This window comes from Actinomadura coerulea (genome assembly GCF_014208105.1).
In the GTDB taxonomy this organism is placed as follows: domain Bacteria; phylum Actinomycetota; class Actinomycetes; order Streptosporangiales; family Streptosporangiaceae; genus Spirillospora; species Spirillospora coerulea.
This window is the reverse complement of the sequence record NZ_JACHMQ010000001.1, coordinates 7,369,829-7,393,524: the sequence shown is the minus strand read 5'-3', so window position 1 is coordinate 7,393,524 and position 23,696 is coordinate 7,369,829. Positions and strand designations below refer to the sequence as shown.

At 72.4% G+C, this 23,696-nt stretch carries 25 protein-coding genes; 9 read left to right on the top strand and 16 right to left on the bottom strand.

Going from position 1 to position 23,696, the window contains the following annotated elements; genetic code table 11:
* Position 1 precedes the first annotated feature (1 nt).
* The 4 genes from BKA00_RS34380 to BKA00_RS34365 all read right to left on the bottom strand — a co-directional run bounded on the left by BKA00_RS34380 (position 2) and on the right by BKA00_RS34365 (position 4,156).
* Positions 2-643 carry a DUF5947 family protein gene (locus BKA00_RS34380; protein WP_185032169.1) on the bottom strand — a complete coding sequence of 214 codons (642 nt, stop codon included), beginning with the start codon at positions 641-643 and terminating at the stop codon, positions 2-4.
* Complete coding sequence (locus BKA00_RS34375; protein ID WP_185032167.1) at positions 640-1,125, bottom strand: NifU family protein; 486 nt, start codon at positions 1,123-1,125, stop codon at positions 640-642. The genes BKA00_RS34380 and BKA00_RS34375 overlap by 4 nt, the downstream gene beginning before the upstream one ends.
* Entirely contained in the window at positions 1,125-2,930 is a 1,806-nt protein-coding gene (locus BKA00_RS34370) for a nickel-dependent hydrogenase large subunit (RefSeq protein ID WP_185032165.1), read from the bottom strand. The genes BKA00_RS34375 and BKA00_RS34370 overlap by 1 nt, the downstream gene beginning before the upstream one ends.
* Before the next feature lie 176 nt (positions 2,931-3,106).
* Positions 3,107-4,156 carry an NADH-quinone oxidoreductase subunit B family protein gene (locus tag BKA00_RS34365; protein WP_185032163.1) on the bottom strand — a complete coding sequence of 350 codons (1,050 nt, stop codon included), beginning with the start codon at positions 4,154-4,156 and terminating at the stop codon, positions 3,107-3,109.
* A gap of 181 nt (positions 4,157-4,337) precedes the next feature.
* On the opposite strand from BKA00_RS34365, the gene BKA00_RS34360 reads away from it, so the two are divergent.
* Genes BKA00_RS34360 through BKA00_RS34350 form a run of 3 tightly spaced genes read left to right on the top strand, consistent with a single transcriptional unit; the run spans position 4,338 to position 6,569 of the window.
* On the top strand, positions 4,338-4,676 hold the full coding sequence (locus BKA00_RS34360) for a hydrogenase maturation nickel metallochaperone HypA/HybF (RefSeq protein WP_185032161.1): 339 nt from the start codon (positions 4,338-4,340) through the stop codon (positions 4,674-4,676).
* The gene (hypB, locus tag BKA00_RS34355; RefSeq protein ID WP_185032159.1) at positions 4,669-5,475 is read left to right on the top strand and encodes a hydrogenase nickel incorporation protein HypB; all 807 of its coding nucleotides are present in this window, start codon (positions 4,669-4,671) and stop codon (positions 5,473-5,475) included. Before BKA00_RS34360 ends, hypB begins: the two co-directional genes overlap by 8 nt.
* A 56-nt stretch (positions 5,476-5,531) precedes the next feature.
* Complete coding sequence (locus BKA00_RS34350; RefSeq protein WP_185032156.1) at positions 5,532-6,569, top strand: aldo/keto reductase; 1,038 nt, start codon at positions 5,532-5,534, stop codon at positions 6,567-6,569.
* 60 nt (positions 6,570-6,629) lie between these two features.
* Here BKA00_RS34350 and BKA00_RS34345 read toward each other — a convergent pair whose 3' ends face one another.
* From BKA00_RS34345 to BKA00_RS34320, 6 genes are all read right to left on the bottom strand, one after another.
* Positions 6,630-8,780 (bottom strand): acyl-CoA dehydrogenase family protein, encoded by a 2,151-nt coding sequence (locus BKA00_RS34345; protein WP_185032154.1) that lies wholly within the window; start codon positions 8,778-8,780, stop codon positions 6,630-6,632.
* Positions 8,781-8,857: 77 nt separating this feature from the next.
* Positions 8,858-9,625, bottom strand: a complete 768-nt coding sequence (locus tag BKA00_RS34340; RefSeq protein WP_185032153.1) for a hypothetical protein — start codon at positions 9,623-9,625, stop codon at positions 8,858-8,860.
* Positions 9,626-9,819: 194 nt separating this feature from the next.
* On the bottom strand, positions 9,820-10,611 hold the full coding sequence (locus BKA00_RS34335) for a hypothetical protein (protein WP_185032151.1): 792 nt from the start codon (positions 10,609-10,611) through the stop codon (positions 9,820-9,822).
* A gap of 160 nt (positions 10,612-10,771) precedes the next feature.
* On the bottom strand, positions 10,772-11,680 hold the full coding sequence (locus BKA00_RS34330) for a DUF5753 domain-containing protein (RefSeq protein ID WP_185032149.1): 909 nt from the start codon (positions 11,678-11,680) through the stop codon (positions 10,772-10,774).
* Complete coding sequence (locus tag BKA00_RS34325; protein WP_185032147.1) at positions 11,677-12,504, bottom strand: SAM-dependent methyltransferase; 828 nt, start codon at positions 12,502-12,504, stop codon at positions 11,677-11,679. Before BKA00_RS34325 ends, BKA00_RS34330 begins: the two co-directional genes overlap by 4 nt.
* Before the next feature lie 157 nt (positions 12,505-12,661).
* Positions 12,662-13,666 carry an oxygenase MpaB family protein gene (locus BKA00_RS34320; RefSeq protein ID WP_185032145.1) on the bottom strand — a complete coding sequence of 335 codons (1,005 nt, stop codon included), beginning with the start codon at positions 13,664-13,666 and terminating at the stop codon, positions 12,662-12,664.
* 108 nt (positions 13,667-13,774) lie between these two features.
* Here BKA00_RS34320 and BKA00_RS34315 point away from each other — a divergent pair, with 108 nt between their 5' ends.
* Complete coding sequence (locus tag BKA00_RS34315) at positions 13,775-14,413, top strand: TetR/AcrR family transcriptional regulator (RefSeq protein WP_185032142.1); 639 nt, start codon at positions 13,775-13,777, stop codon at positions 14,411-14,413.
* A gap of 118 nt (positions 14,414-14,531) precedes the next feature.
* Positions 14,532-16,139: a peptide chain release factor 3 gene (locus BKA00_RS34310; protein WP_230298895.1), complete on the top strand. Its 1,608-nt coding sequence runs from the start codon at positions 14,532-14,534 to the stop codon at positions 16,137-16,139.
* Positions 16,140-16,152: 13 nt separating this feature from the next.
* On the opposite strand, the gene BKA00_RS34305 is transcribed toward BKA00_RS34310, so the two are convergent.
* Entirely contained in the window at positions 16,153-16,359 is a 207-nt protein-coding gene (locus BKA00_RS34305; protein ID WP_185032140.1) for a hypothetical protein, read from the bottom strand.
* Between the two features lie 45 nt (positions 16,360-16,404).
* On the opposite strand from BKA00_RS34305, the gene BKA00_RS38430 reads away from it, so the two are divergent.
* From BKA00_RS38430 to BKA00_RS34285, 4 genes are all read left to right on the top strand, one after another.
* The gene (locus BKA00_RS38430; RefSeq protein ID WP_221493417.1) at positions 16,405-16,860 is read left to right on the top strand and encodes a hypothetical protein; all 456 of its coding nucleotides are present in this window, start codon (positions 16,405-16,407) and stop codon (positions 16,858-16,860) included.
* A 226-nt stretch (positions 16,861-17,086) separates the two neighbouring features.
* Positions 17,087-17,710 carry a COG4315 family predicted lipoprotein gene (locus BKA00_RS34295; RefSeq protein WP_185032138.1) on the top strand — a complete coding sequence of 208 codons (624 nt, stop codon included), beginning with the start codon at positions 17,087-17,089 and terminating at the stop codon, positions 17,708-17,710.
* On the top strand, positions 17,700-18,203 hold the full coding sequence (locus BKA00_RS34290) for a COG4315 family predicted lipoprotein (RefSeq protein WP_221493416.1): 504 nt from the start codon (positions 17,700-17,702) through the stop codon (positions 18,201-18,203). Before BKA00_RS34295 ends, BKA00_RS34290 begins: the two co-directional genes overlap by 11 nt.
* The gene (locus BKA00_RS34285) at positions 18,200-18,679 is read left to right on the top strand and encodes a hypothetical protein (RefSeq protein WP_185032137.1); all 480 of its coding nucleotides are present in this window, start codon (positions 18,200-18,202) and stop codon (positions 18,677-18,679) included. The genes BKA00_RS34290 and BKA00_RS34285 overlap by 4 nt, the downstream gene beginning before the upstream one ends.
* A 17-nt stretch (positions 18,680-18,696) precedes the next feature.
* Here BKA00_RS34285 and BKA00_RS34280 read toward each other — a convergent pair whose 3' ends face one another.
* The 5 genes from BKA00_RS34280 to BKA00_RS34260 all read right to left on the bottom strand — a co-directional run bounded on the left by BKA00_RS34280 (position 18,697) and on the right by BKA00_RS34260 (position 23,661).
* Positions 18,697-19,716, bottom strand: coding sequence for an aminotransferase class V-fold PLP-dependent enzyme (locus BKA00_RS34280; protein WP_185032135.1), 1,020 nt, complete (start codon positions 19,714-19,716; stop codon positions 18,697-18,699).
* A gap of 129 nt (positions 19,717-19,845) precedes the next feature.
* Positions 19,846-20,850 (bottom strand): hypothetical protein, encoded by a 1,005-nt coding sequence (locus BKA00_RS34275; protein WP_185032133.1) that lies wholly within the window; start codon positions 20,848-20,850, stop codon positions 19,846-19,848.
* Between the two features lie 341 nt (positions 20,851-21,191).
* Positions 21,192-21,941 (bottom strand): amino acid ABC transporter ATP-binding protein, encoded by a 750-nt coding sequence (locus BKA00_RS34270; protein ID WP_185032131.1) that lies wholly within the window; start codon positions 21,939-21,941, stop codon positions 21,192-21,194.
* A complete protein-coding gene (locus BKA00_RS34265; protein WP_230298894.1) occupies positions 21,938-22,846 on the bottom strand; it encodes an ABC transporter permease subunit in 909 nt (302 codons plus the stop codon). Before BKA00_RS34265 ends, BKA00_RS34270 begins: the two co-directional genes overlap by 4 nt.
* On the bottom strand, positions 22,807-23,661 hold the full coding sequence (locus BKA00_RS34260; RefSeq protein WP_230298893.1) for a transporter substrate-binding domain-containing protein: 855 nt from the start codon (positions 23,659-23,661) through the stop codon (positions 22,807-22,809). Before BKA00_RS34260 ends, BKA00_RS34265 begins: the two co-directional genes overlap by 40 nt.
* Positions 23,662-23,696 lie beyond the last annotated feature (35 nt).

The window sequence follows — 23,696 nt, the reverse complement described above, 5'->3', positions numbered from 1 at the left end:
CTCATCTCCTCGGTGGCCGCCCGGGCCGCTTCAACTCGGTGAAGAACGCGTCGATGTGCCGCCAGACCGCCTCGCCGCCGGTGAAGCCCGTCCAGTGCTCGCGCAGCAGGGCGGTGAGCCGGAAGCAGTCGTCGATCGGGAGGATCCAGTGCTCGGCGGCGCCCCGCGCGCGGTGCACGACGAGCGCCTCCACGTCCGGGCGAAGCTCCGCCAGGACGGGGTTCACCTCGGCCAGGCGCCGCCAGCTCGCGGCGTGGACGGCCGCGTGCAGCGCCCCCGCCGGGCTCGGATAGCGGGCGGTGACCTCGCCCGTCCCGGAGACGGAGAAGAAGGCGAGGTCGACCGGGACGCCGAGACCGGCCCACAGCGGGCCGTCCAGGTGGAAGCCGGCCAGCTCGCGCCGCCGGTCCGGGACGAGTCGGTAGTGCCTCCCGCCCGCCGCCTGCCCGTCGAACAGGACGGCGCACGCCCCGCACGCGCACAGCGGCTCGCCCTCCTCCAGGTCGAGCAGGTGCCGGTGCCCGTCGCGCACCGGTTCGGCGCACAGCTCGCACCGCTCCACGGCCTCGCCCGGCGGCGGCGCCGGGCGAGGCGGAGCCGAGGCCAGCGCCGCCAGCCTCGGTGTGGAGAGCCCCTGCGTCATGCGCGGCTCCGCACCTGGTCCAGGGTGATCAGCACCTTCTCCGGCACGGGCGCCTCGATCTCGACCCGCTCCAGTTCCGGTGCCGCGGCGAGGGCCGCCCGCTCCACGGCGTCCAGCACCGGGCGCGGCGCGGCGGCGCGCCCCTCGGTCGCGGCCCTCAGCCGCACCGTGTCCCCGTCCACCCCGGTGAGCTCCACGGACGTGCGGTGCTTGGCCAGGAACCCCTCCAGCCCGGCGAGGGCACGCCGGACCCGCGCCTCCGGCGTCTCCGGGTGCACGCCGTGCATGGCCAGCAGATGGCCGACCAGCTCGTCGCCGGCCAGCTCCGAGGCGTCCGCGCAGAGCCGCACGATCCGGCCGAAGGCCTCCCCGTACAGCTCCACCAGCGCCTGGACGGCCTGGTGCGCCCCGGGGTCGAGCCCGTCGAGCAGCCCTTCGAGGCGCTGGACGTGCTCGCGGACGCGCTCGTCGTCCCAGCCCATCAGTGGCCCTCCTGGGCGCCGAACATCGGGGAGTGCCGCTTCTCGATCGTCCGGCCGTTGCCGACGTACATGTGCACGCCGCACGGCAGGCACGGGTCGAAGCTGCGGACCGTCCGCATGATGTCGATGCCCTTGAAGTCGTCCGGGCCGTTCTCCTCGAAGATCGGCTGCCCCTGGACGGCGTCCTCGTAGGGGCCGGGCGTCCCGTAGGAGTCGCGCGGGCTGGCGTTCCACGGCGTCGGCGGGTACGGGTGGTAGTTGGCGATCTTGCCGTCGCGGATGACGAGGTGGTGCGACAGCACACCGCGGACCGCCTCGTGGAACCCGCAGCCGATCGCCTCGTCCGGGACGTCGAAGTCGGTGAACACCTTCGTCCGCCCGGACCGGACCTCGTCGAGGGCCTTCTCGGCGAAGTACAGCGCCATCCCCGCCGCGTAGGCGATGAAGTACACGCGGGCCCGGTCGCGCTCGATGGTGTTGGCGTACTGCGGCGGCTTCCACTCCAGGTTCATCTCCGGCATGCCGGGGGTCTTCGGCAGGTCGATCTGGACGCTGTGCCCGGTGGAGCGGACATACGGGGTGTCCACCTCCCCGGCCAGCGCGGTCGCCCACAGCCGGGCGAGCGGCCCGCCGCCGGTGTCGAGCGCGAGGTGGTCGCCGGTCTCGGGGTGGCGCCAGCGCGGGCTCATCACCCAGCTGTACTTGCCGCCGTCGAGGTCGCGCTTCTGCGGGTTCGGCAGCGTCGTCTGGTTCCACGGGTGCCGCTGGTCGATCGGGTTGCCGAGCGGGTCCTCCTTGACGAAGGTCTCCTCGTTGGCCCAGTCGTCGTAGTAGGAGCTGCCGAGCAGGATCCGCATGCCGAGGTTGATCTCGACCAGGTCGGTCGTGACGAGCTGCCCGTCCACGACGATGCCCGGGGTGACGTAGGCGGCCCGCCCCCACTCGGACATGTGCCGGTAGTCGTAGTCGACGACGTCCGGGTTCTGGAAGGCGCCCCAGCAGCCGAGCAGCGTCCGCCGCCGGCCCACCTGGTCGTAGCCGGGCAGCGCCTCCAGGAAGAAGTCGAAGATGTCGTCGTTCATCGCGACGGCCCGCTTGACGAAGTCCAGGCAGCGCGTCAGCCGGACGAGGTAGTCGGTGAACACCTGCGGCGTCGCGACCGTCCCCACTCCGCCCGGGTACAGCGTGGACGGGTGGACGTGGCGCCCCTCCATCAGGCAGATCATCTCGCGGGTGATGCGGCTGACCTGGAGGGCCTCCTTGTAGACCGAGCCCTCGAACGGGTTGAACGCCGTCATGATGTCTGCGATCTTGCGTAGCCCGTGCACGGAGCCGCGCGGCGCGTCGGTGTTCTTGGCCGTGGCGAGCAGGCTCGGGTTCGTCTCGGCGACCATCCGCTCGCAGAAGTCGACGAAGACCAGGTTGTCCTGGAACAGCGTGTGGTCGAACATGTACTCGGCGGCCTCGCCGAGGTTGATGATCCAGTCGGCGAGCGGCGGCGGCTTGATCCCGTAGGCCATGTTCTGGGCGTAGATCGAGCAGACCGCGTGGTTGTCGCCGCAGATGCCGCAGATCCGGCTGGTGATGAAGTGCGCGTCGCGCGGGTCCTTGCCCTTCATGAACACGCTGTAGCCGCGGAAGATGGACGAGGTGCTCCGGCACTCGGCCACCTGCCCGTTCGCAAAGTCGATCTTGGTGTAGATGCCGAGGTTGCCGACGATCCGGGTGATCGGGTCGAACGCCACCTCGACGAGCCCCGCCTGCGTGGCGGCCCGTTCGCCTCGCGCCTGCGTCCCCTGCTTCATGACTCGCCCCGCTTCATGACTCGCCCCGCTTCATGACTCGCCCCTGTTTCCTCGCCCGCCGCCGTCCGTCGGCGCGGCCGTCCCGCTTTCGTGTCCTTGCCGGTCATGCCGGTCGTGCCTGTCATGCCGGTCAGGACGGACGCGCCGGCGGGGCCGCCCGCCGGCGCGGCCGCCGCTCACTGGTGCGGCCAGCGGGGCTGGTAGCCGCTGGTCAGCCTCTCCCGGTTGTGGCGCCACTTCGGTTCCCGGTTCGCGCCCTTGTTGGTGATCGACCGCATCTTCCGGATGAACGGCCCGTAGGACCGCAGCAGCGTCGTGGAGAGGCTCGCCCCGGGCGGCTCGTCCATGAACGGCATGAACTTGTCCGGGAAGCCGGGCATCGTGCAGCCGATGCAGATGCCGCCCACGTTGGGGCAGCCGCCGATGCCGTCCATCCAGCCGCGCTTGGTGACGTTGCAGTTCACGACCGGGCCCCAGCATCCGATCTTCACCTGGCACTTCGGCGAGTTGTAGTCGCGCGCGAAGTCGGCCTGCTCGTAGTAGGCGGCGCGGTCGCATCCCTCGTGGACGGTCTTGCCGAACAGCCACGTCGGGCGCAGCTTGTCGTCCAGCGGGATGACCGGCGCCTGCCCGGCCGCCTGGTGCAGCACCCAGAGCAGCGTCTCCATGAAGTTGTCCGGCTGCACGGGGCAGCCCGGCACGTTCACGATCGGCAGCCCGCCCGCGGAGCGGAAGTCCCAGCCGAGGTAGTCGGCGAGGCCCATGCAGCCCGTCGGGTTGCCGGCCATGGCGTGGATGCCGCCGTAGGTCGCGCACGTGCCGATCGCCACGACCGCCCACGCCTTCGGCGCGAGCCGGTCGATCCAGGTGTTCACCGTGATCGGCTCGCCGGTCTCGGGGTCGTTGCCCATCGATGTCCAGTAGCCGTCCCCGTTGATGTTCTCGTTGGGGATCGAGCCCTCGACGACGAGGATGAAGGGTGCCAGCTCGCCGCGCGCGGCCTGCCGGAACGCCTCCATGAACTCGTCGCCGTTCTCGTAGGCGAGCACCTTGTTGTGCAGGTGGACCTTGGGCAGGCCCGGTATCGCGCCGAGGACGACGTCCTCGATGCTCGGCAGCGACGCCGCGGTCACCGAGATGGTGTCCCCGTCGCAGCTCATTCCCTCGGACGTCCACAGAATGTGGATCTCCTCCGTCAGCGGTTCCGCCGGAGCGACGCTCGTCATCGCTTCCCCCCTCGACCTGCCGAGATCATCACTCCTTGCGGTTGCCCTGCGAGAACGGCGCGAAACACCGCCCGAAAAGCCCCCCAAGGCCTTTCCCTGATTCGGCAAAAACACCGTTTGAGCAGGGAAGATCGGGGCAGCAGAACGGCGCTGGGACAATGGAAGCGGGCCGGGAGGGCGCGTGCACGAGCTGGCCGTGACAGAGAGCGTCATCGCGGCAATTTCTACTCAATTGCCCGATTCGCGGGTGGTGGTGGTGCACCTCGAAATAGGGAGACTTTCCGGAGTCATGCCGGACGCGGTGCGCTTCTGCTTCGAACTGGCCGGCGAGGGGACGTGCGTCGAGGGCGCGCGGCTCGACATCACCGAGCCGGAGGGCGTCGGCGACTGCGCCGCCTGCGGGGCCTCCTTCCCCGCCCGCGACCCGCTCGCGCTGTGCCCGTGCGGCAGCGCCGACGTCACGATCAGCGGCGGCGCCGATTTGTTGATCAAAGCGGTGGAGGTCGCCGACGATGTGTGAGACCTGCGGATGCGACGGCGGGGACGCCGCGCGCCTGACGACCCTGACGGCCCCCGGGGACGGCCCCGGCCACGCCGCCGGGCATGTCCACGTCCACGATCCCGTCCCCGTCCCCGTCCACGGGCACGGGCACGGGCACGACGACGGGCACGTCGTGACGCTGGGCCAGAAGGTGCTGGCCCGCAACGACGACCTGGCCGTCCGGAACCGGGCGTGGCTGGCCGAACGCGGCATCGCCGCGCTCAACGTGATGAGCTCCCCGGGTTCGGGGAAGACGACGCTGCTGGAGCGCACCGTCGCCGACCTGAGCCCGGACCGGCCGATCTCGGTGATCGAGGGCGACCAGGAGACGCTGCTGGACGCCCGGCGGCTCGCCGCGGCCGGGGCCCGGACCGTCCAGGTCAACACGGGCGCCGGCTGCCATCTGGACGCCGCGATGGTGGCCGGCGCGCTGGCCGCGCTGGGGCCGCCCGACGGCTCCACCGTGTTCGTCGAGAACGTCGGCAACCTCGTCTGCCCGGCGCTTTTCGACCTCGGCGAGCGGGCCCGCGTCGTGCTCATGTCCGTCACCGAGGGCGACGACAAGCCGCTGAAGTACCCGCACATGTTCCGCGGCGCGGACGTCCTGCTGCTCAACAAGACCGACCTGCTGCCGCACGTCGACTTCGACATGGACGCGTGCCGGGCCGCGGCCCGCCGACTGTGCCCCGGGCTGCGCGTCCTGCCCGTCTCGGCGACCCGCGGTGACGGCCTGGGCGCCTGGTACGACTGGCTCGACGAGGTGACGGCCGCGCCTTGACCTGGAGTGCGCTCCAGCACCTAGCGTTCTGCGCGAGCCACTGACGAGGAGCACGCATGCAGTACCGCAAGCTCGGCCGTACCGGCGTCGAGGTCAGCACCCAGACCCTCGGCGCGATGATGTTCGGAGCCGTCGGCAACCCCGACCACGCCGAGTCAGAGCGCATCGTCCACCGGGCGCTGGACGCCGGGATCAACTTCATCGACACCGCCGACATGTACTCGGCCGGGGAGAGCGAGGAGATCGTCGGGAAGGCCCTCAAGGGCCGGCGGGACGACGTCGTCCTCGCGTCCAAGTTCTTCTTCCCGCTCGGCGAGGAGCGCAACGCGCGAGGCGGGTCGCGGCGCTACATCTTCCGCGCCGTGGAGGACAGCCTGCGCCGCCTCGGCACCGACCGCATCGACCTGTACCAGATGCACCGCCGCGACTGGGAGACCGACCTGGAGGAGACTCTCGACGCGCTGACCGACCTGGTCCGCCAGGGCAAGGTGCTCTACGTCGGGTCGTCGTCCTTCCCCGCCGACTGGATCGTCGAGGCGCAGTGGGCGGCCGAGCGCCGGGGCGGCGTCCGGTTCGTCTGCGAGCAGCCGCAGTACTCGATCTTCGCCCGGTCGATCGAGGAGTCCATGCTGCCCGCGGCGCGGCGCCACGGCATGGGCGTGATCCCGTGGAGCCCGCTCGCCGGCGGCTGGCTCACCGGCAAGTACCGGCGCGGCGAGCAGGCCCCCGAGGGCGCCCGCTTCGCGCCGTCGGACAACCCGGCGTGGCGGGGCCGCACGGTCGACACCGACCCGAGCGTCTCGGCCCGCTACGACGCCGTGGAGCGACTCAGCAAGATCGCCGAGCAGGCGGGCCTCTCGCTGACCCACCTGGCCCTCGGCTTCGTGGCCGAGCACCCGGCCATCACCTCGACCATCATCGGGCCGAAGACGATGGCGCAGCTGGAGGACCTGCTCGACGCCGCCGACGTCCGGCTCGACGCCGCCACCCTCGACGCCATCGACGAGGTCGTCCCGCCCGGGACCGACATGGCCGGCATCAAGCACATGACCGGCAACCCGTCCCTGGACGCGGAAAACCGCCGCCGGTCCTGACGCGGGCCCCGGCCCCGGCCCCGGCGCCGGCGCCGCGGCGCCGGGCCGTGCCGTGCCGTCCTAACGGATCAGCGGGTCGCGGGGCAGTCCGAGGATGCGCTCGGCGATCTGGTTGCGGGTGATCTCGGAGGTGCCGCCCGCGATCGACATGCCGCGCGACCCGAGGCGCATCAGACCCGCGAACTGGCCGAGGCCCTCGGTGAACGCGGTCTCGGGCCCGGCGAACTCGGCGAGCAGGGCGGCGGTGGCGTGGCCGTGCTCGGCGAGGACGAGCTTGGTGATGTTCCCCTCGGGGCCCGGCTCGCCGCCCGCGACCGCGCGCTCGGCGGACCGCAGGTTGAGCAGGCGGAGGGCCTGCTCCTCTGCGGCGTAGGCGCCGACGCGCTCGGCCGCCGCCGGGACGCGGTCGCCGCGCTCGGCGTAGAGCCGGAACACGTCGGGTCCCGGCGGGCCGCCGACGCCGCCGCCGATGCTGACCCGCTCGTTGCCGAGGGTGGCGCGGGCGACCGTCCAGCCCTTGTTCGGTTCCCCGACGACATCGGCGTCGGGGACGAAGACGTCGGAGAAGAACACCTCGTTGAAGTCGGAGGTGCCGGTCGTCTGGCGCAGCGGCCGGACCTCCACGCCCGGGTGGTGCATGTCGACGACGACCATCGTGACGCCGGAGTGCTTCGGCGCGTCGGGGTCGGTGCGGACGGTGGCGAAGCCCCAGCGGCAGTACTGGGCGCCGCTCGTCCACACCTTCTGGCCGTTGACGAGCCAGCCGCCCTCCACCTTGACGGCGCGGGTCCTGACCGCCGCCGCGTCCGACCCGGCGTCGGGCTCGCTGAACAGCTGGCACCAGACCTCCTCGCCGGTGAGCGCCGGGCGCACCCACCGGTCGATCTGGTCCTGGGTGCCGTGCTGGACGAGCGTGAGGATCACCCAGCCGGTGATGCCGAGCTGGGGACGCTTCACGCCGGCGGCGCGGAACTCGTCCTCGATGACCAGTTGCGACCCGGCGCTCGCCTCCACCCCCCAGGGGCGCGGCCAGTGCGGCTGGACGTAGCCGGTCTCGATGAGCCTCTCGCGCTGCTCGGCCGGGGGCAGCGCGGCGATCTCCCGGGCCAGCTCGCGGATCTCCGCGCGCCGCGCCTCATCCTCGGGCGGCAGGTCGAGGCTCGCCTCCCGGACGACCCCCGCGGCCCGCAGCCGGGTCACGTCCCGCTCCGCGGCGTGCGGATCGGCGACGGCCTCCAGCGTCGCGGCGCGGCGCAGCAGCAGGTGCGCGTCGTGCTCCCAGGTGAATCCGATGCCGCCGTGCACCTGGATGTTCAGCCCCGCGTCGGAGGTGAAGGCGGGCAGGGCGAGCGCCGCCGCCACGGCCGCGGCCAGCTCGAACTGGTCGGACGGACCGGCCGCGGCCCGCGCCGCGTCCCACACCGCGGCCGTGGCGAGCTCCGCGGCGACGAGCATGTTCGCGCAGTGGTGCTTGACGGCCTGGAACGTCGCGATCGGCCGCCCGAACTGCCGCCGCGCCTTGGCGTACGCGGTGGCGGTGTCGACGCACTCCAGCGCGCCGCCGACCGCCTCGGCGGACACCAGCGTCCGGGCGACGGCGGTCGCGTGCGCGCGGGCCCCGGCGAGGACCTCCACGGCGGCGCCGTCGAGCCGCACGCGCGCGGAGCGGCGGGACGGGTCCAGGTTGCCGGGCACCTCGACCGCGACGCCCGGCGCGCCCGCCCGCACGACGACCATGTCGTCGCCGGCGGGCAGGACGAGCAGTTCCGCGAGGCCGCCGCCCAGCACGACGCCCGCGTCCCCGGTGGCGGCGCCGCCGGTCACGGTGAGCGCGCCGTCCAGCCCGAGGGCCGCCGGGGTCGCGCCCGACGCGAGGCCGGGCAGGAGCCGGGCCCGCAGCTCCCCGTCGCCCGAGGCGGCGAGCACGGCGGACGCGATCATCGTCGGCAGCATCGGGCCGGGAGCGACCGCGCGGCCGAGCTCCTCGGCGACCACGACCAGCTCCGGAAGGCCCGCTCCCCCGCCGCCGTGCTCCTCGGGAAGGTGCAGGCCGAGCAGTCCCAGCGCGGCGAACTCCCCCCAGAAGGCGGGCAGGGTCTCCTTCTCGGCGTCCAGCAGCGCGCGGTTCGCCGCCCGCGCCCGCTGGTCGCGCAGGAACGCGCGCGCCGTCCGTGCCAGCTCGCGGTGTTCGTCGCTGATGGCGATCGCCATGGCCCCTCCAAGCTTCCGTCCCGGCCTGAACACCAGAATGGCATTCGGTTCCCCTCCGGGGCGAGAGGGAGATCCGGTCAGCCGCCGACGCGGGTCGGGTGCGGCCCGTGCCACGCGGACCCGGGCGGCGCCTTCCCGGGCGGCACGCCGCCGGGCGGCGGCGCGAGGTAGAGCCACGCGCTCGTGCGGGTCTGCTTGACGTCGATGTCGATCAGCTCGAAGTCCTCGCCGTCGATCAGCCGGTATCCGGTGGCCGCCTCGTAGACGTTGGGGGAGACGGCGAGCGCGAAGTCGGCGTCCTCGTCGTCGAGGCGCCGCTTCACGGTGGGCGCGTCCAGCATCCGGAACACCAGGTTGACCGTGCCGCCCGACACCCCGTTCCTGTCGCGGTGCAGGAATCCCGCGTGCAGGGCGGCCCGCAGCCGCAGCCGTTCCGAGGGAACGGCGGTCGCGTTGTAGGCCTGGACCCCTTCGCGGATCTTCCCGAAGAACTCCGGAAGGACCGTGTCAAGACTGGCCCGCGACTGCAGGACCATCAGGACCCCGTCGCCCCGGTCCTCCCGCCGGCTGCCGCGCCGCCCGATGCGCGCCGCCGTGAGCGCGTCCTCGACGATCCGGTACATGACCGCGCGCAGGTGGACCTGCGCGGCGTCGTCCCGGCTCGTGAAGCGGGCGATGTCCAGGGCGAGGACGACGCGGCAGCGGGGCCGCACGCCGCCGCCGCGCCGGCGGGCGAGGCGGCGGTACAGCCGCCGCGCGAGGCACCGCCCCGCTCCGCGCCGCCGGGACATGCCGAGAAAGAGAGCTTCGACCAGGGGATCGTCGCTCTGGAAGCTGGGCGCCATTGCCGTACTTCTCCTCCACGAAGATCGACCGCTTCTGTCAGCGATCACCTGACTCTTTCGTGTGCTTAGTCAGTTCCGTGGCACTTCATCCAAAAAAGACCGGCAGGGGCGCATGCGATACGCCGGGGAACGACGCGGAACGCCGACGAATGCAGGAGATCGTCGCAATTTCGGCTATTCGTCCGATATTTCGGCTAGTTGTCCGGTGCGCCTGCCGGACGCGGCGGGCGGGCCTCCGGCGCGGCCCCGCAGGATCGGAACGCGCGCGCCGCGTCCTCGTCGCCGTACCGCCCGGCCGCGTACGCCAGGGCATGCGCGTGCGCCCGCGCCAGCCGCCCGTCGACCTCCCCGTCGTCGGCGGGCAGCAGGTCCGGCGCGGCGCTCTGACCCGCCGCCGCGGCGTTCACCAGGTAGGCCGCCGCCTTGAGGCCGCGGCCCGTTCCGCAGGCGAGCAGCACCGCGATCTCGTAGACGGCGTCGCGGTCGCCGCGCTCGGCCCGCGCCGCCAGCGCCGAGGCGTACGGGCCGTGCGCGTCGAGCACCGCGCGCTCGCCCGGTTCGAGCCGCACCGGATCGGCCGCGCGGGCCGTCCGCGCGCCGCCACCGCCGCCGGACCCGGCACGGGCGCGCGCGCTCTCCTCCGCCTTCGCCTCCCGGAGCAGGCGGTGCCACTCCCCCAGGGCGGAGGGGCCCGGGTCCTCGGCGAGGCCGCCGTTCTCCCGGCCGCACCGCCCCAGGGCGAGGACGATCACCGCCAGCATGCTCGCGGACGGGAGGCGCACGCCGTTGACGACCTGGTTCAGCGTCGAGCGCCCGACACTCGTCGGCAGTGTGCTGCGCCCTCCCATCAGCGGATAGAACTCCTCCAGGTCCCCGACGATCTGGTTCACCACCGTCGGCTTGGGCGCTCCGGCCCGCTCGTAGAGCTCCTTGATCCGGTGCTTGAACACCCGGAGAGCGGAGGCTTCGGGCTGCTCGTCGGGCATCGCGTCCTCGTTCTCTCCGCCGCCCGCCCGGAGGGCCCCGGCCGGGGGGTGACAGGAGTGGACCGCCGGGACGGGACGGCGCGCGTGGTGCTCGCCATCGATCGCGGGACACGATGTCACAGCGCGGCGGCGGGCGTCTGCGTCATACGACACGGCCCCGTCACAATGCGGAGACCAGCTCCTTCAGGATCAGCGGCGTGCGGGCCGGCGGCGACGCCCGGGTGGCCAGCACGTTCATGGCGTGCCGGTGGTGGTCCCGTTCCCACGGCAGGTCCGGATAGATGGCGTTGTCCAGCTGTTCGAGGTAGACGACGTCGGCCAGATCATCGTGGGGCAGCCGGAGCAGCGTCATGGCGCCGGCCGGCGCGGCATGGCCGGCGCCGGCGAGCGGCAGGATCTGGAGCGTGACGTTCGGCAGGTCGCACAGCTCCAGCAGATGCTCGATCTGCCGGAACATCGTGGCCCGCCCCCCGACCGGGCGGCGCAGCGCCGCCTCGTCGAGGACCGTCCACACGCACGCGGGCGAGGCCCGGTGCAGGACGTCCTGCCGCCGCAGCCGCAGCCGCACCCGCGCGTCGACCTCCTCCACGGGGCCCGCGCCCCAGGCGGACGCGAGCCGGGCCCGGGCGTACTCGGCGGTCTGCAGAAGATCGGGGACGTACCGGACGGCGTAGCAGCGGATGACGGCGGCGATCTGCTCCGCGCCGACGTAGGGCAGGAACCAGTCGGGGATGATCCTTCGGTACGGCTGCCACCAGCCGGGACGGTGGGACTGCCGCGCCAGCTCCAGCAGCGCGACCCGGGTGGCGTGCTCCCTGACCCCGTACAGCTCGCTCAGCGCCAGCACGTCGTCGATCCCACAGCGCGTGACGCCGGACTCCAGGGCGGCGAGCCGGTCCTCGGAGCCGAGGGCCCGCGCCGCGGCCCGCGCGCTCAGCCCGCGCCGCGCGCGCAGCCTGCGCAGGTGGGCCGCCAGCACCAGCCTCGGCATCGTCGGCCCCGCCGACTCGTCGGCGCCGAGGCCGGCCGCGAGCGCGGCGCCGATCCGTCCCGCCGGGACGGGGCTCATGGCCCGTCGGGCTTGCGCGCGACGCCGCAGAACTGGTCCATTTCCTCGGGCTCCCCGAACGGTGTCGCCTCCGGACGCCACCTGGTGCAGGAGACGACGCCGGGTTCGACGAGATCCAGCCCCTGGAAAAGGTTCTCGATCTGCCGGGGAGTGCGGTGGATGCCGGGCGGCTCGCCGAACCTGTTCCACTCCCGGATCGCCGCCGCCATCCGCTCGCCGGTGATCTCGGTCGTCGGATGCGCGATGGCGAGGTAACTGCCGGGCGCCGTTCCCGCCATCAGCCCGCGGACGATGCCGAGCGCCTCGGCGTCGTCGGTGACGTGCCACATCACGCCGAGCATCGTGATCGCGACCGGCCGGGTCAGGTCGAGCGTGGCACCGGCCCCGCGCAGAACGGCCTCGGTGTCGCGCAGGTCGGCGTCGAGGTAGTCGGTCGCGCCCTCCGGGGTGCCGGCCAGCAGGGCCCTCGCGTGCGTCAGGACCAGCGGGTCGTTGTCGACGTAGACGACCCTGGCGTCCGGCGCCACGCGCTGGGCGACCTCGTGGGTGTTGTCGGCGGTCGGCAGCCCCGTCCCGATGTCGAGGAACTGCCGGACGCCCGCCTCGCCTGCCAGGAAGCGCACCGCCCTGCCGAGGAAGAGCCGGTCGGCGCGGGCCTGCTCCACGATGTCGGGCAGCACCGCCGCTATCTGGTCGCCGAGCCGGCGGTCCACTTCGTAATTCTCTTTGCCGCCCAGCCAGTAATCCCAGATCCGCGCCGAATGCGACACCGTGGTGTCGATCTCTGGAACGGGGGGCGGATGCGGCGCTCGCGGATCGTCCAAGGTCTGCCCCTACTCCCCGACGGACACAGCGCCTTCCACCCTAGGTCTCGGATCGGCCCCTCCCTTGGCCCATTGAGGCCATCACGAAATCGGACCGCGTCTTTGGGCGAGATCGGCCAACGCGGCGGCTTTGTTCGCCGGAACGCCGTTCCGCGGGTCAGGCCGTGGCCTCGACTTCCGCGCGCGACAGCACCGGGTCGGGCCCGTCCGGCGCGGTGGAGGCGACCGGCGCCGACACGCCCGCCGCGACGCGGGCCCGCGCCTGGCGGAACTCCGGCAGCGGCCCGGTGGCGTCGTGCAGCGCGTTGAGGACGACCCACAGCGCCGTCCTGCGCAGCCGCAGCGTCACCGGGTTCGGCGGCTGGTAGAGGGCGAGCTTGCGCGCCCACTCCGGCAGCATGTCGCGGGCGGCCCAGTCCATGAACGGGCTGCCGGGCTCCCACGGCCTGGTCTTGCTGTCGCGCAGGTTGGGCCCGGTCCCGAACGCCTTGATGGGGGTGATCGCGAGGCGGGGCAGGTAGGACTCCAGGCACTCGGCGACGTCCGCCTTGGTGGCGGGCAGGTCCGTCCCGCCGAGCGCCTCGCCGACGCGGACGAACTCGCGGTAGTAGCGCTCCAGGTCGTCGCCCTTGAGCGGGCGGCGGTGGTAGCGCTCGTGCGCGGTCGCCAGCCCCCACACCACGGTCGCGTAGTTCCAGCGCAGCCAGTCGGGGTCGTCGGCGTCGTAGGCCAGCCCGTCCGGGCGGGTGCCCTTCACCGTGTGGTGCATGGCGCGGACGGTCCGGGCGAGGCGCTCGGCCGTCGCGGTGGAGCCGTAGGCCGTCCCGATGAAGAACGACAGGGAGTGCCCGAGCCGCACGGCCGCGCCCTCGGGGTCGATGCCGCCGGTCGGGACGCCGTCGACGCGCTCGGGGATGCGGGAGTGGTCGTAGGCCATCCAGCTGATGCTCGGGTCCAGGCCCTCGATGTAGGCGGCCCCGACCAGCCCGAGCAGCAGGGTCGGCAGGTGAGAGTGGACGTACCAGACCGCGCTGCCGGGCCCGAACCAGCCGGGGTCCCCCTGCGGTCCGGCGAACTCCAGACCGCGGAAGAACCTGGAGCGGATCTCGGCGTCGAAGGCCCGCTCGAACCGCGCCGCGATGATGTTGGTCCTCGATGGCATGCCGCACTCCCGGCCCATTCTGGTGACAAGTGTGTCCAGAGTAAGTGTCTGGGTACATGCGTGTCCAGACTTCGGCGGGTCCCCGGCCCGCCGGGTAGGGTGACCGGCATGGCGAGCACGCGCACGGCCTCGTCCACGCGGTGGGCCGGCGTCCCCGCGGGCCGGCGCCGCGACGAGCGGCGCGCCATGCTCGTCCGGGCCGCGTTCCGGCTGTTCGGCGAGGAGGGCGAGGCCGCCCTCACCGTCCGCGCCGTGTGCCGCGAGGCCGAGCTGCACACGCGCTACTTCTACGAGAACTTCGCCGACACCGGCGAGCTGCTCGCCGCCGTCTACGACCGGGAGGCCGCCGCCCTCGGCGAGGTCCTGGCCCGCGCCCTGGACGGGGCGGGCCCCCGCCCCGACGTCCGCACGCGCGCCGGCGTCCGCGGCGTGCTGAGCTTCATCAGCGACGACCCCCGCCGGGGCCGCGTCCTGTTCGCCGAGGCGCACGGCAACGAGGTCCTGGCCGAGCGCCGCCGCGCCGCGCAGGACGCCCTGCTGGAGGGCGTCCTCGCGATGAGCCGCGCCGAGAGCCCGCCGCTCCCCGTCGTCGTCGCCGCGACGATGTTCACCGGCGCCATGACCGAGCTCGCCCGGCAGTGGGCCGACGGCCGCCTGGGCGACGACCTCGACGCCGTCGTCGACAGCGCCGTCGAACTCTCCCTGGCCCTGCACGCCACGACCGCCCCCCACCTCCCCACCGGCTGACAAAGGCGGGCGCGGCACCGGAGCGGACCCGGTCCGGAAAGGTCGGCGGCCCGCGCATCTCTTCGAGGGGGAAATCGACCCTAGAGTAGGGGGGACGGTCGGCGGAGAGGGGAGCCTGGTGAGCGCCGGAATCGGCACTGCGGAGGACGTTGCGGCGGAGGCGGCGCGGCGCCGGACGTTCGCGGTGATCAGTCACCCGGACGCCGGCAAGTCCACCCTGACCGAGGCCCTCGCCCTGCACGCGCAGGCCATCGAGCAGGCAGGCGCCGTGCACGGCAAGGCCGGGCGGCGCGGCGTCCGCTCGGACTGGATGGACATGGAGCGCTCCCGCGGCATCTCCATCACCTCCTCGGTGCTGCGGTTCGAGTTCGGCGACACCCTGCTGAACCTGCTCGACACCCCGGGCCACGCGGACTTCTCCGAGGACACCTACCGGGTGCTGGCCGCCGTCGACGGGGCGATCATGCTGCTGGACTCGGCCAAGGGCCTGGAGGCGCAGACGCTCAAGCTGTTCGACGTGTGCCGGCACCGCGGCATCCCCGTCATCACGTTCGTCAACAAGTGGGACCGGCCGGGCCGCGAGCCGCTGGAGCTGCTGGACGAGGTCGAGCAGCGCATCGGCCTGCACCCGGCGCCGCTGAACTGGCCGGTCGGCATCGCCGGGGACTTCCGCGGCCTGATCGACCGCGCCGACGGCTCCTACACCCGGTTCCGCCGCACGCCCGGCGGCGCCACCCGCGCCGCCGCCGAACGCGTCCCGGCCGACCGGGCCGCCGCGGAGGAGGGCCAGGCCTGGGTCACCGCCAACGAGGAGCTGGCGCTGCTTGAGGAGATCGGCGCCGTCCTCGACATGGAGGCCTTCGCCGCCGGCTCCTGCACTCCCGTGCTGTTCGGCGCCGCGCTGCCCAACTTCGGCGTGAGCGCGCTGCTCGACACCGTGCGCCGCCTGGCGCCCGCGCCGTCCGCCCGCACCGACGCCGCCGGGCACGCGCGCCCGGTGACGGCGCCGTTCTCCGGGCAGGTGTTCAAGGTGCAGGCGGGCATGGACCGGGCGCACCGCGACCGGCTGGCCTTCATCCGCGTCTGCTCGGGCCGCTTCGAGCGCGGCGCGACCCTCACCCACGCCCCGACCGGGCGCCCGCTGGCGACCAAGTACGCCCAGACGGTCTTCGGCCGCGACCGCTCCACCCTGGACGCCGCCTACCCCGGAGACGTGATCGGGCTGCCCAACGCCTCCGGCCTGACCGTGGGCGACACCCTCTACACCAAGACCCCCGTGACGTTCCCGCCGATCCCGGCGTTCGCCCCCGAGCACTTCATGGTGGCGCGGGTCAAGGACAACAGCCGCGCCAAGCAGTTCCGCCGCGGCATCGACCAGCTCGACAGCGAGGGCGTCGTGCAGGTCCTGCGCAGCGACCTGCGCGGCGACCAGGCCCCCGTCCTGGCCGCGGTCGGCCCCCTCCAGTTCGACGTGTTCACCGCGCGGATGGCCGACGAGTTCGGCGCCCCGGTCGAGCTGTCCCGCCTCGACTACACGACCGCCCGCATCACCGACAAGGAGTCCGCCGAGACGCTCGACGGGCGCCGCGGCGTCGAGGTGCTCACCCGCACCCTCGACGGCTCGTACATCGCGGTCTTCGTCGACAAGTGGCGGGTGCGCGCGATCGAACGCGAACACCCCGACCTCACCCTCACCCCCATGCTCGCCGCGGGCGTCCCGGACTGACCCGCCGAGGCCTCTACGGTTCGCCGGGGCCGTTCAGGGCGCGTGCGAGCCAGTCGAGGGAGCCGGTCTTCTGGGCCTGCTCGGCGAGGCGCCGGGCCGACCCGGTCCGGAGCTGGGCCAGTGAGCTGTCGATCCAGGCCAGCCACCCCGTGCGCCGGTAGCGCTTGAGGAGCCCGATCTCGTACAGGAAGCCCGCCAGCCGCTCCGTCTCGTCCGCCATGCCCAAACCGCAGAGGACCGGAGGTCAGGGCGTAGATTGCCCCAGGTGAGCCAAGGCGAGCCGGACGAGGCGCCCCCGCACTTCCGTACACCGGCGGACTACCGCGACGCGGCCCGCGACCCGGAAACCGATGTGCGCACCTTCCGCCATCTCGCCCGGTCCCCCTACCCGTTCGTCTGGCAGGAGCTGGCCGCCAATCCGAGCACACCCGCGCGCGTCCTGGACGAGCTGTGCTCGAACCGTGACAGCGCGTGGAACGACGGCCGGCTTCTGCGTCTGCTCGCCGAGCACCCGAACGCCGATCGCGAGGTGCTGCTCAAGGTGCTGGCCGAACTGGAGGCACGCTTGCGGACCTCCACGACCCGCCCGTACGCGGCGGTGCTCGCGCTCGCCGCGCGCCGGGAACTGCGGCCGGAGGAGTTGCGTCATCTGGCCGCTCTGCCGGGCGCGTCCCCCCGCATGCGAACGGGCCTGAGACGCCGTCTCGGCGAACGTCAGTAAGCGCGACCGTCGCTGGAACGGCCGTTCTCAACGCCTCGGGCTGGTGAGTCCCAACTTCCCCGGCCGCCGGCTCCTCGCGCGGCCATCGGCATGCCAACGGTCGTTCAGCAGCGGAAAAGACCAGTTCATGGCCGGGAAGGAGCAGTTCGCTCCCCACACCGCGCGGGTATGCGGCGCCAAGGAAGGTACCGGCCGTCCGGTACCGCGCTCCGAAGGGAGGGCACGCATGTTCGATGAGTACTCGGCCGGCGTCCGTTCACCCGGTCCGTCCGCCGTCCGGCGGCGCCGCCGAGCACGGACCGCGGGGCCGCTGGCCGTCGGCGCGGCCGCCGTGGTCGCGGCCGCGGTCGCCGGATGCGGCGGCGGGTCGAGCACCTCGTCCCCGACGACCTCTCCCCCGTCCTCCCCGACGATGTCGCCCCCGTCCTCGGTCGCGCCCACCGGCGGCGCCGCGCCCGGCGGAACCATGAAGACGGCGAGCGTGGGGGCACTCGGACAGATCGTGGTCGACGGCCAGGCTCGGACGGTGTACCTGTTCCAGAAGGACACGGGGACCACCTCGTCCTGCTCCGGGTCGTGCGCGGCGGTGTGGCCGCCGGTCACGACCACCGGCAAGCCCCAGGCCGGTTCGGGAGCGGACGCGGCGAAGCTCGGCACCACCAAGCGGAGCGACGGCAGGACCGAGGTCACCTACAGCGGGCATCCTCTTTACTATTACGCGCCCGACGGCGGCGCGAGCGGCAGCGCGAAGGGGCAGGGGCTCAACCAGTTCGGCGCCAAATGGTACGTGCTGTCCCCGTCCGGTGCTCCGGTGACCCAGCAGCCGTCGGGTGGCGGTGGTGGCTACTGAGAGGGGCCGTCCCCGGACGGCCCGATTCGGCGGGAGGCTTCTCGCCGCTGCGGTCGCGGCGGCGGCGCTCGCCGGGTGCGCGACCGCGACCAACTCGCAGAATCCCGGCCGGATGCAGATCAGTACGGCCCAGGCGCCGCACCTCGGGCAGATCCTGGTGAACAAGACGGGACGAACGCTCTACCTGTTCGTCGCCGACCCACCGAACCAGTCGACCTGCTCGGGGGCATGCGCGAGCATCTGGCCGCCGGCGACCACCGAGGGCGCCCCGACCACGGCCGGAAGCGCCCAGCGGTCCCAGGTCGCCACGATCAGCCGCTCCGACGGGCCCCCGCAGATCGTCTACGGGGGCCACCCGCTGTACTACTACCAAGCCGACACCGGACGCGGCGACACCCTCGGCGAGGCCCTCACCCAGTTCGGCGCCGAGTGGTACGCGGTCTCGCCGCAGGGCCAACAGGTCGAGAGCGGAACGAGCGCGGGACCGCCATGAGCAACGTGCTGCGCTATCTGGGCGTGCTGCTGCTGTTCGGCATCGGCGCGGTCCATCTCTACGAGTACTTCGCGGACTACTACCGCGTCATCCCGGTCATCGGCGTGCTGTTCGTTCTCAACTTCGCCGGCGCGGTGGTGCTGGCGCTCGCCCTGGCCAGCCCGCTGAGGTCACTGCCCGGCCTCTGCTCCGTGCCGATCGCCGGTCGCGCCCCCCACGCACTCGTGGCGCTCGGAGCGATCGTCTTCTCGCTGGGAACCCTCATCGGCCTCCTGATCAGCGAGCAGGGCGCGCTGTTCGGGTTCCACGAGTACGGCTACCGGACCACCGTCATGCTCGCGATAGGCCTGGAGTCCGGCGTCATCGTCGTACTCACCGCCTTTCTGGCACTTGAGGTACGCCGGCTGCGTCCGCCTGCCGGGTCGGGCGGAAGCCGGGCGTCCCGGCGCGGCCAGCACGCCCCACCCCGTCGATGAGACTGCGCTGACCGAGCTCAGACCAGGGCCGCGATGGCCGAGTCGACGTCGGCCTCGGTCGTGTAGAGGTGGAAGGCCAGGCGCGCCGCGCCCTTGCGGACGGACGCCCGGACGCCGGCCGCCGCGAGCCGCTCCGCCGCGCCGGGCCGGGTGACGCTGACGATCGCGCTGTCGCCGGGTGGCATGCCGAGGCCGGCCCGGAACCGGTCGGCCATCCGCACGTCGTGGTCGTGGATCGGCTCGATGCCGATCTCCAGGAGCAGTTCCAGCGTGGGGGCGGCCGCGACGTAGGAGAACCAGGGAGCGGCGATGTCGAACCGGCGGGCGTCCTTCGCCAGCCGCAGCGGCGGGCCGTACGAGGCGTCGCCGTCACCGGCGTACCAGTTGGCGGCGAGCGGCCGTACGCGGTCGCGCACGTCCGGGCTCACGTAGCAGAAGGCGGTACCGCGCGGGCACATCAGCCACTTGTACGCCGAGACGGCGAGGACGTCGAAGGGCGCCGCGTCGACCGGGAGCCAGCCGACCGCCTGGGTGGCGTCGCCGACGACGAGCGCGCCGTGCGCCCGCGCCGCCGCGACGACCTCGTCGACGGCGGCGACCTCGCCCGTCGCGGACTGGACCAGGCTGAAGGCGACCGCGTCCGTGCGCTCGTCGATCGCGCCGGGCAGGTCGGCCGGCGGCACCGTGCGCACGTCGAGATCCTGGACGAGCCACGGGAACAGGTTCGACGTCTGCTCGATGTCGGGGACGACGACGCGCGAGCCGGGCGGAAGCGAGGCGGCGACGGGGGCCAGCACCTGGGAGGCGGAGGCGCCCACGGCCACGTCGTCGGCCGCGACGCCGACCAGGCGCGCGAACGCGCCGCGCGCGCGGCCGGTGGACCGGTCCCACTTGTCCCAGCCGTTGGCCCCGCGACGCCACTCGGCCAGCGCGCCCTGCAGCGCCTCGAACGCCGGTTCCGGCGGTATGCCGTAGCTCGCGGTGTTCAGCCATCCCGGCGCCGGGTCCCACATACGTACCGCTTCGTCCAGATTCACCCTGGTGAGCCTAGGGCCCGTGCACGAAGGAGCGTGGGGAGGGGCGGCGGCCCCTCCCCACTGGTGGTGGTTCTTCCAGTCCCGGGCCGTGGCACGTGTGCCGCGGCCCGCGACCGGCTGATGTGACCGTCAGGCGGACTGGTTCCCGCCCTCGACGATGAGACGGCCGCCCGACCGCTTCAGAATCGGGATCGGCCAGATCCAGCCGATGAACGCGGCGACCAGGACCATGGCCATTCCGCGCCACACCCAGACATCGGGGGCCTGAACCGCGGGCAGCCAGCCGAGGGCGGCGCCCCCGAGTCCGACCAGGCACCCGATCAAACTGTCGAACAGGTAGAGCAGACCCGACACGGACGACGAGATCTTGTTCGACAACCAGACGCCCATGACCGTCGGCAGCGCGAAGGACAGGACGCCGGCGACGGAGCCCAGACCGAGCACCTTCAACGACAACTCGGAGTACCCGCCTCCAATGAGGAAGCTCATCCCCCCCACCCCGAGAGCGGTGAAGGGAACCGCGACGAGATCCGCCACGGCCAGGGTCCTGAGCTTCTCCTCCTTCGCCACGTCGTACATGCAGCGGAGGTAGTTCCAGAAGCTCCAGGCGCCGAGAATGCCGCAGCCGAGCCCGTAGAGCTTCTCGTTGGTGACGTGCTCCAACCCGGCCCAGGGCTTGTTGATGACCATCACGCCCGCGAACGCGAACAGTCGAAGCACGAGGTTCAGGGCCGCGACCCAGAGAACCCTGTTCGGCAGCTCCTTGCGATACCGCCAGGTCTTCCACAGGTTGCTGCCGTTGAGGCACGCCGCACCCACCGCGGACATCGTGACGATGGCCCCGATTCCCACGGACTGGATGCCGTAGGGGTACGCCGTGTGGAGGATCAGGATTCCGATTGCGAGGCGAACGACGATCTTGCGGTCACCCTTGCGCTCGTCCGTCAGGAGTGCCCTGAACGGAAGGGGCCTTCCCGTCCACCACCTCACAAAGATCCCGAAGACGGAGGCACCGACCACGGCGGTGACGAGCCCGCTGGCGAGCGGGTCTTCGACCGCGGTGAAACCCCAGCCGGTTTGTTGGATCGTCAGTTCCCACAAACCGAACAAGAAAAAGCCGACGGCGAGTAGCACTGCTTCTCTCCTTTGAACGGCCTCCGCCCCTAGGGCGGAGGTGGCTGTGATCCCGTGGATCACGGCGTGCTCTGGCCGATCGGGCCAGGACACGCCGGGATTCCGCGGAATCCGAACGTGTCCCGGCGGATGGCCGGAACACTGAAGACAGTGCGGGGAAGAGCGGCGGGGGCAGCGCGGTCGGCGATAAACAGACGCAGATCACACGGTCGGCGCGGGTCAGCCGGGGGTCGTGGAACGCGAGAAGGCGGCACCCTCGTTCACACGAGGATGCCGCCTTCGGCAGCGCACTTCGTTAGCCGATCCGGCCGGCCGGATCGGCCGCGGCCGTCCTGGAGGATTCAGAGGCGGCGGGACTCCAGGACGCGGCTCAGGAACTCGCGGGTGCGCGGCTCGGTGGGCTCTTCGAAGATCTGCTCCGCCGGGCCGCGCTCCAGCAGGACGCCGTCATGGAGGAAGCAGACGGTGTCGGCGATGTCGCGGGCGAACCCCATCTCGTGCGTCGCCAGGATCATCGTCATGCCGGAGTCCTTGAGCTCCCGGATGATGCCCATCACCTCGGTGACGAGTTCGGGGTCGAGCGCGGAGGTCACCTCGTCCAGCAGGAGCAGGCTCGGCCGGGTGGCCATCGCCCGGATGATCGCGACGCGCTGCTGCTGTCCGCCCGACAGCCGGTCGGGGTACTCTCCGGCCTTGTTCGCCAGCCCGAACCGTTCGAGCAGCTCGCGCGCCTGCTCGGCGGCCTCCGCCTTCGGGCGCTTGTGGACGCGGAGAGGGGCGAGCGTGATGTTGTCCAGCACCGACATGTGCGGGAACAGGTTGTAGGACTGGAACACCATCCCGATCCGCTTGCGGACCTTGTCGGGGTCCGCGCGGGGGTCGGTGATGTCGTCGTCCTCCAGGAAGATCGCGCCGTCGTCGACGGTCTCCAGGACGTTCACGCAGCGCAGCAGCGTCGACTTGCCCGATCCGGAGGCGCCGATGAGGCAGACGACCTCGTGCGGCGCGACGTCCAGGTCGACGCCGCGCAGCACCGGGTGGGCGTGGTAGGTCTTCCAGACGCCCTCGATGCGCAGCAGCGGGGTGCTCATCGGCCGCCTCCGGGGGCGCGGCGGCGTTCGGCGCGCGCCGCGAGATGGTCGGTGAACCGGGCCATCGGCACCGTCAGCGCGATGAACAGCACCGCCGTGGCCAGGTAGGGGGTGTAGTTGAAGGTCTCGGCCGAGTGGATCTGCGCCTGCCGCAGCGCCTCCAGCGGACCGAGCACCGCGACGAGCGCGGTGTCCTTCTGCAGCGAGGCGAAGTCGTTGAGGAGCGGCGGGACGACCCGGCGCACCGCCTGCGGAAGGACCACGTACCGCAGGCTCTGGGCCTTGCTGAGGCCCAGAGACCGGGCCGCGGCGCGCTGGCTCGGGTGGATGGAGTCGATGCCGGCCCGGAACACCTCCGCGACGTACGCCCCGTAGGACAGGACGAGCGCGAACCCGCCCAGGACCGCCGGGCTCTCGGGCAGGCCCTGCAGCCGCAGCGCCGGAAGCCCGAACCCGACCAGGTACACCAGCAGGATCGTCGGGATGCCGCGGAACACGTCGGTGTAGGCGACGGCCAGCGCCCGCACCGGGAACAGCAGCGGAGTCCGCAGGCCCCGTGCGAGCGCGACCAGCAGCCCCAGCACCAGGATCGCCACTTCGGCGATCAGGAAGATCCGTACGTTCAGCCAGAAGCCGCGCAGCACATCGGGGAACGCGCCGGTGAACTCGCCCCAGTTGAAGAACGTCTCGTGCACGCGCGGCCAGCCCGGCGACCCCACCACGACAACCACCACGACCGCGGCGCACAGCACCGTCGAGGCCGCGGCCACCGACCCCGACCGGACGTCGGCGCGGCGGCGCCGACGCTCCCGGTCGAGCTGCCGCTCACTCTTGACCCAGGCGGTCTTCCCGCCCGCCGGCGCGGTCACTTCAGGACGGGTGCGCCGGCCGACGCGGTCAGCCACTGCTGCTGGATCTTCGCCAGCTCACCGGACGACTTCAGCTGCCCGATCGCCTGGTCGAGGCAGCCGGCGAGCCCGCTGCCCCGCTCCATCAGCAGTCCGAAGTGCTCGGCGGCGCCGCCCTGCGACTGCGGCAGCTGACCGACGATCTTCGAGTCGTCGATCTGCGCGGCGGTGACGTAGAAGGCGGTCGGCAGGTCCACCACCAGCACGTCCACCTGCTTGTTCTTCAGCGCGTTCACCGCGTCGATCTGCGTGTTGAAGATCTTCGGCTCGTCGGCGGGCTTGATCTGGTTCTTCACCGCCTGCAGCGACGTCGTCCCGACCTGGACCGCGATGCGCGCCTTGCCCAGCTCCGCGACGGACTTGGCGTTCTCGAACTTGCCGCCCTTGAGCGTCACGATGCCCTGCTGCACGTCGTAGTAGCCGTCGCTGAACGCGACCGCCTTCTCGCGCGCCGGGGTGACGGAGATCTGGTTGATGTCGAAGTCGAAGGTCTTCGGCCCCGGCGCGTACGACGACTCGAACGACTGGGTCTTCCAGACCACCTCGTCCTTGGTGAAGCCGAGCTTCCCGGCGACCGCGTAGGCGACGGCGCTCTCGTAGCCCTGCCCGTTGGACGGGTCGTCGTCCTTGAACCACGGCTCGAACGCCGGCTTGTCGGTCGCGATGGTGAGCTTGCCGGGCGACTTCAGCGGCAGCTTGTCCTTGGCGCAGGAGGCGGGACTCTTGCTCGCGGAGGCGCCCGAGTCCTCGTCCTGCGGAGCGCAGGCGCTGACGGCGAGGGCGAGCGCGGCGGCACCGGCGAGCGTTGCCACGAGGGGACGGCGGATCACAGGAAATGCCTCCGGCG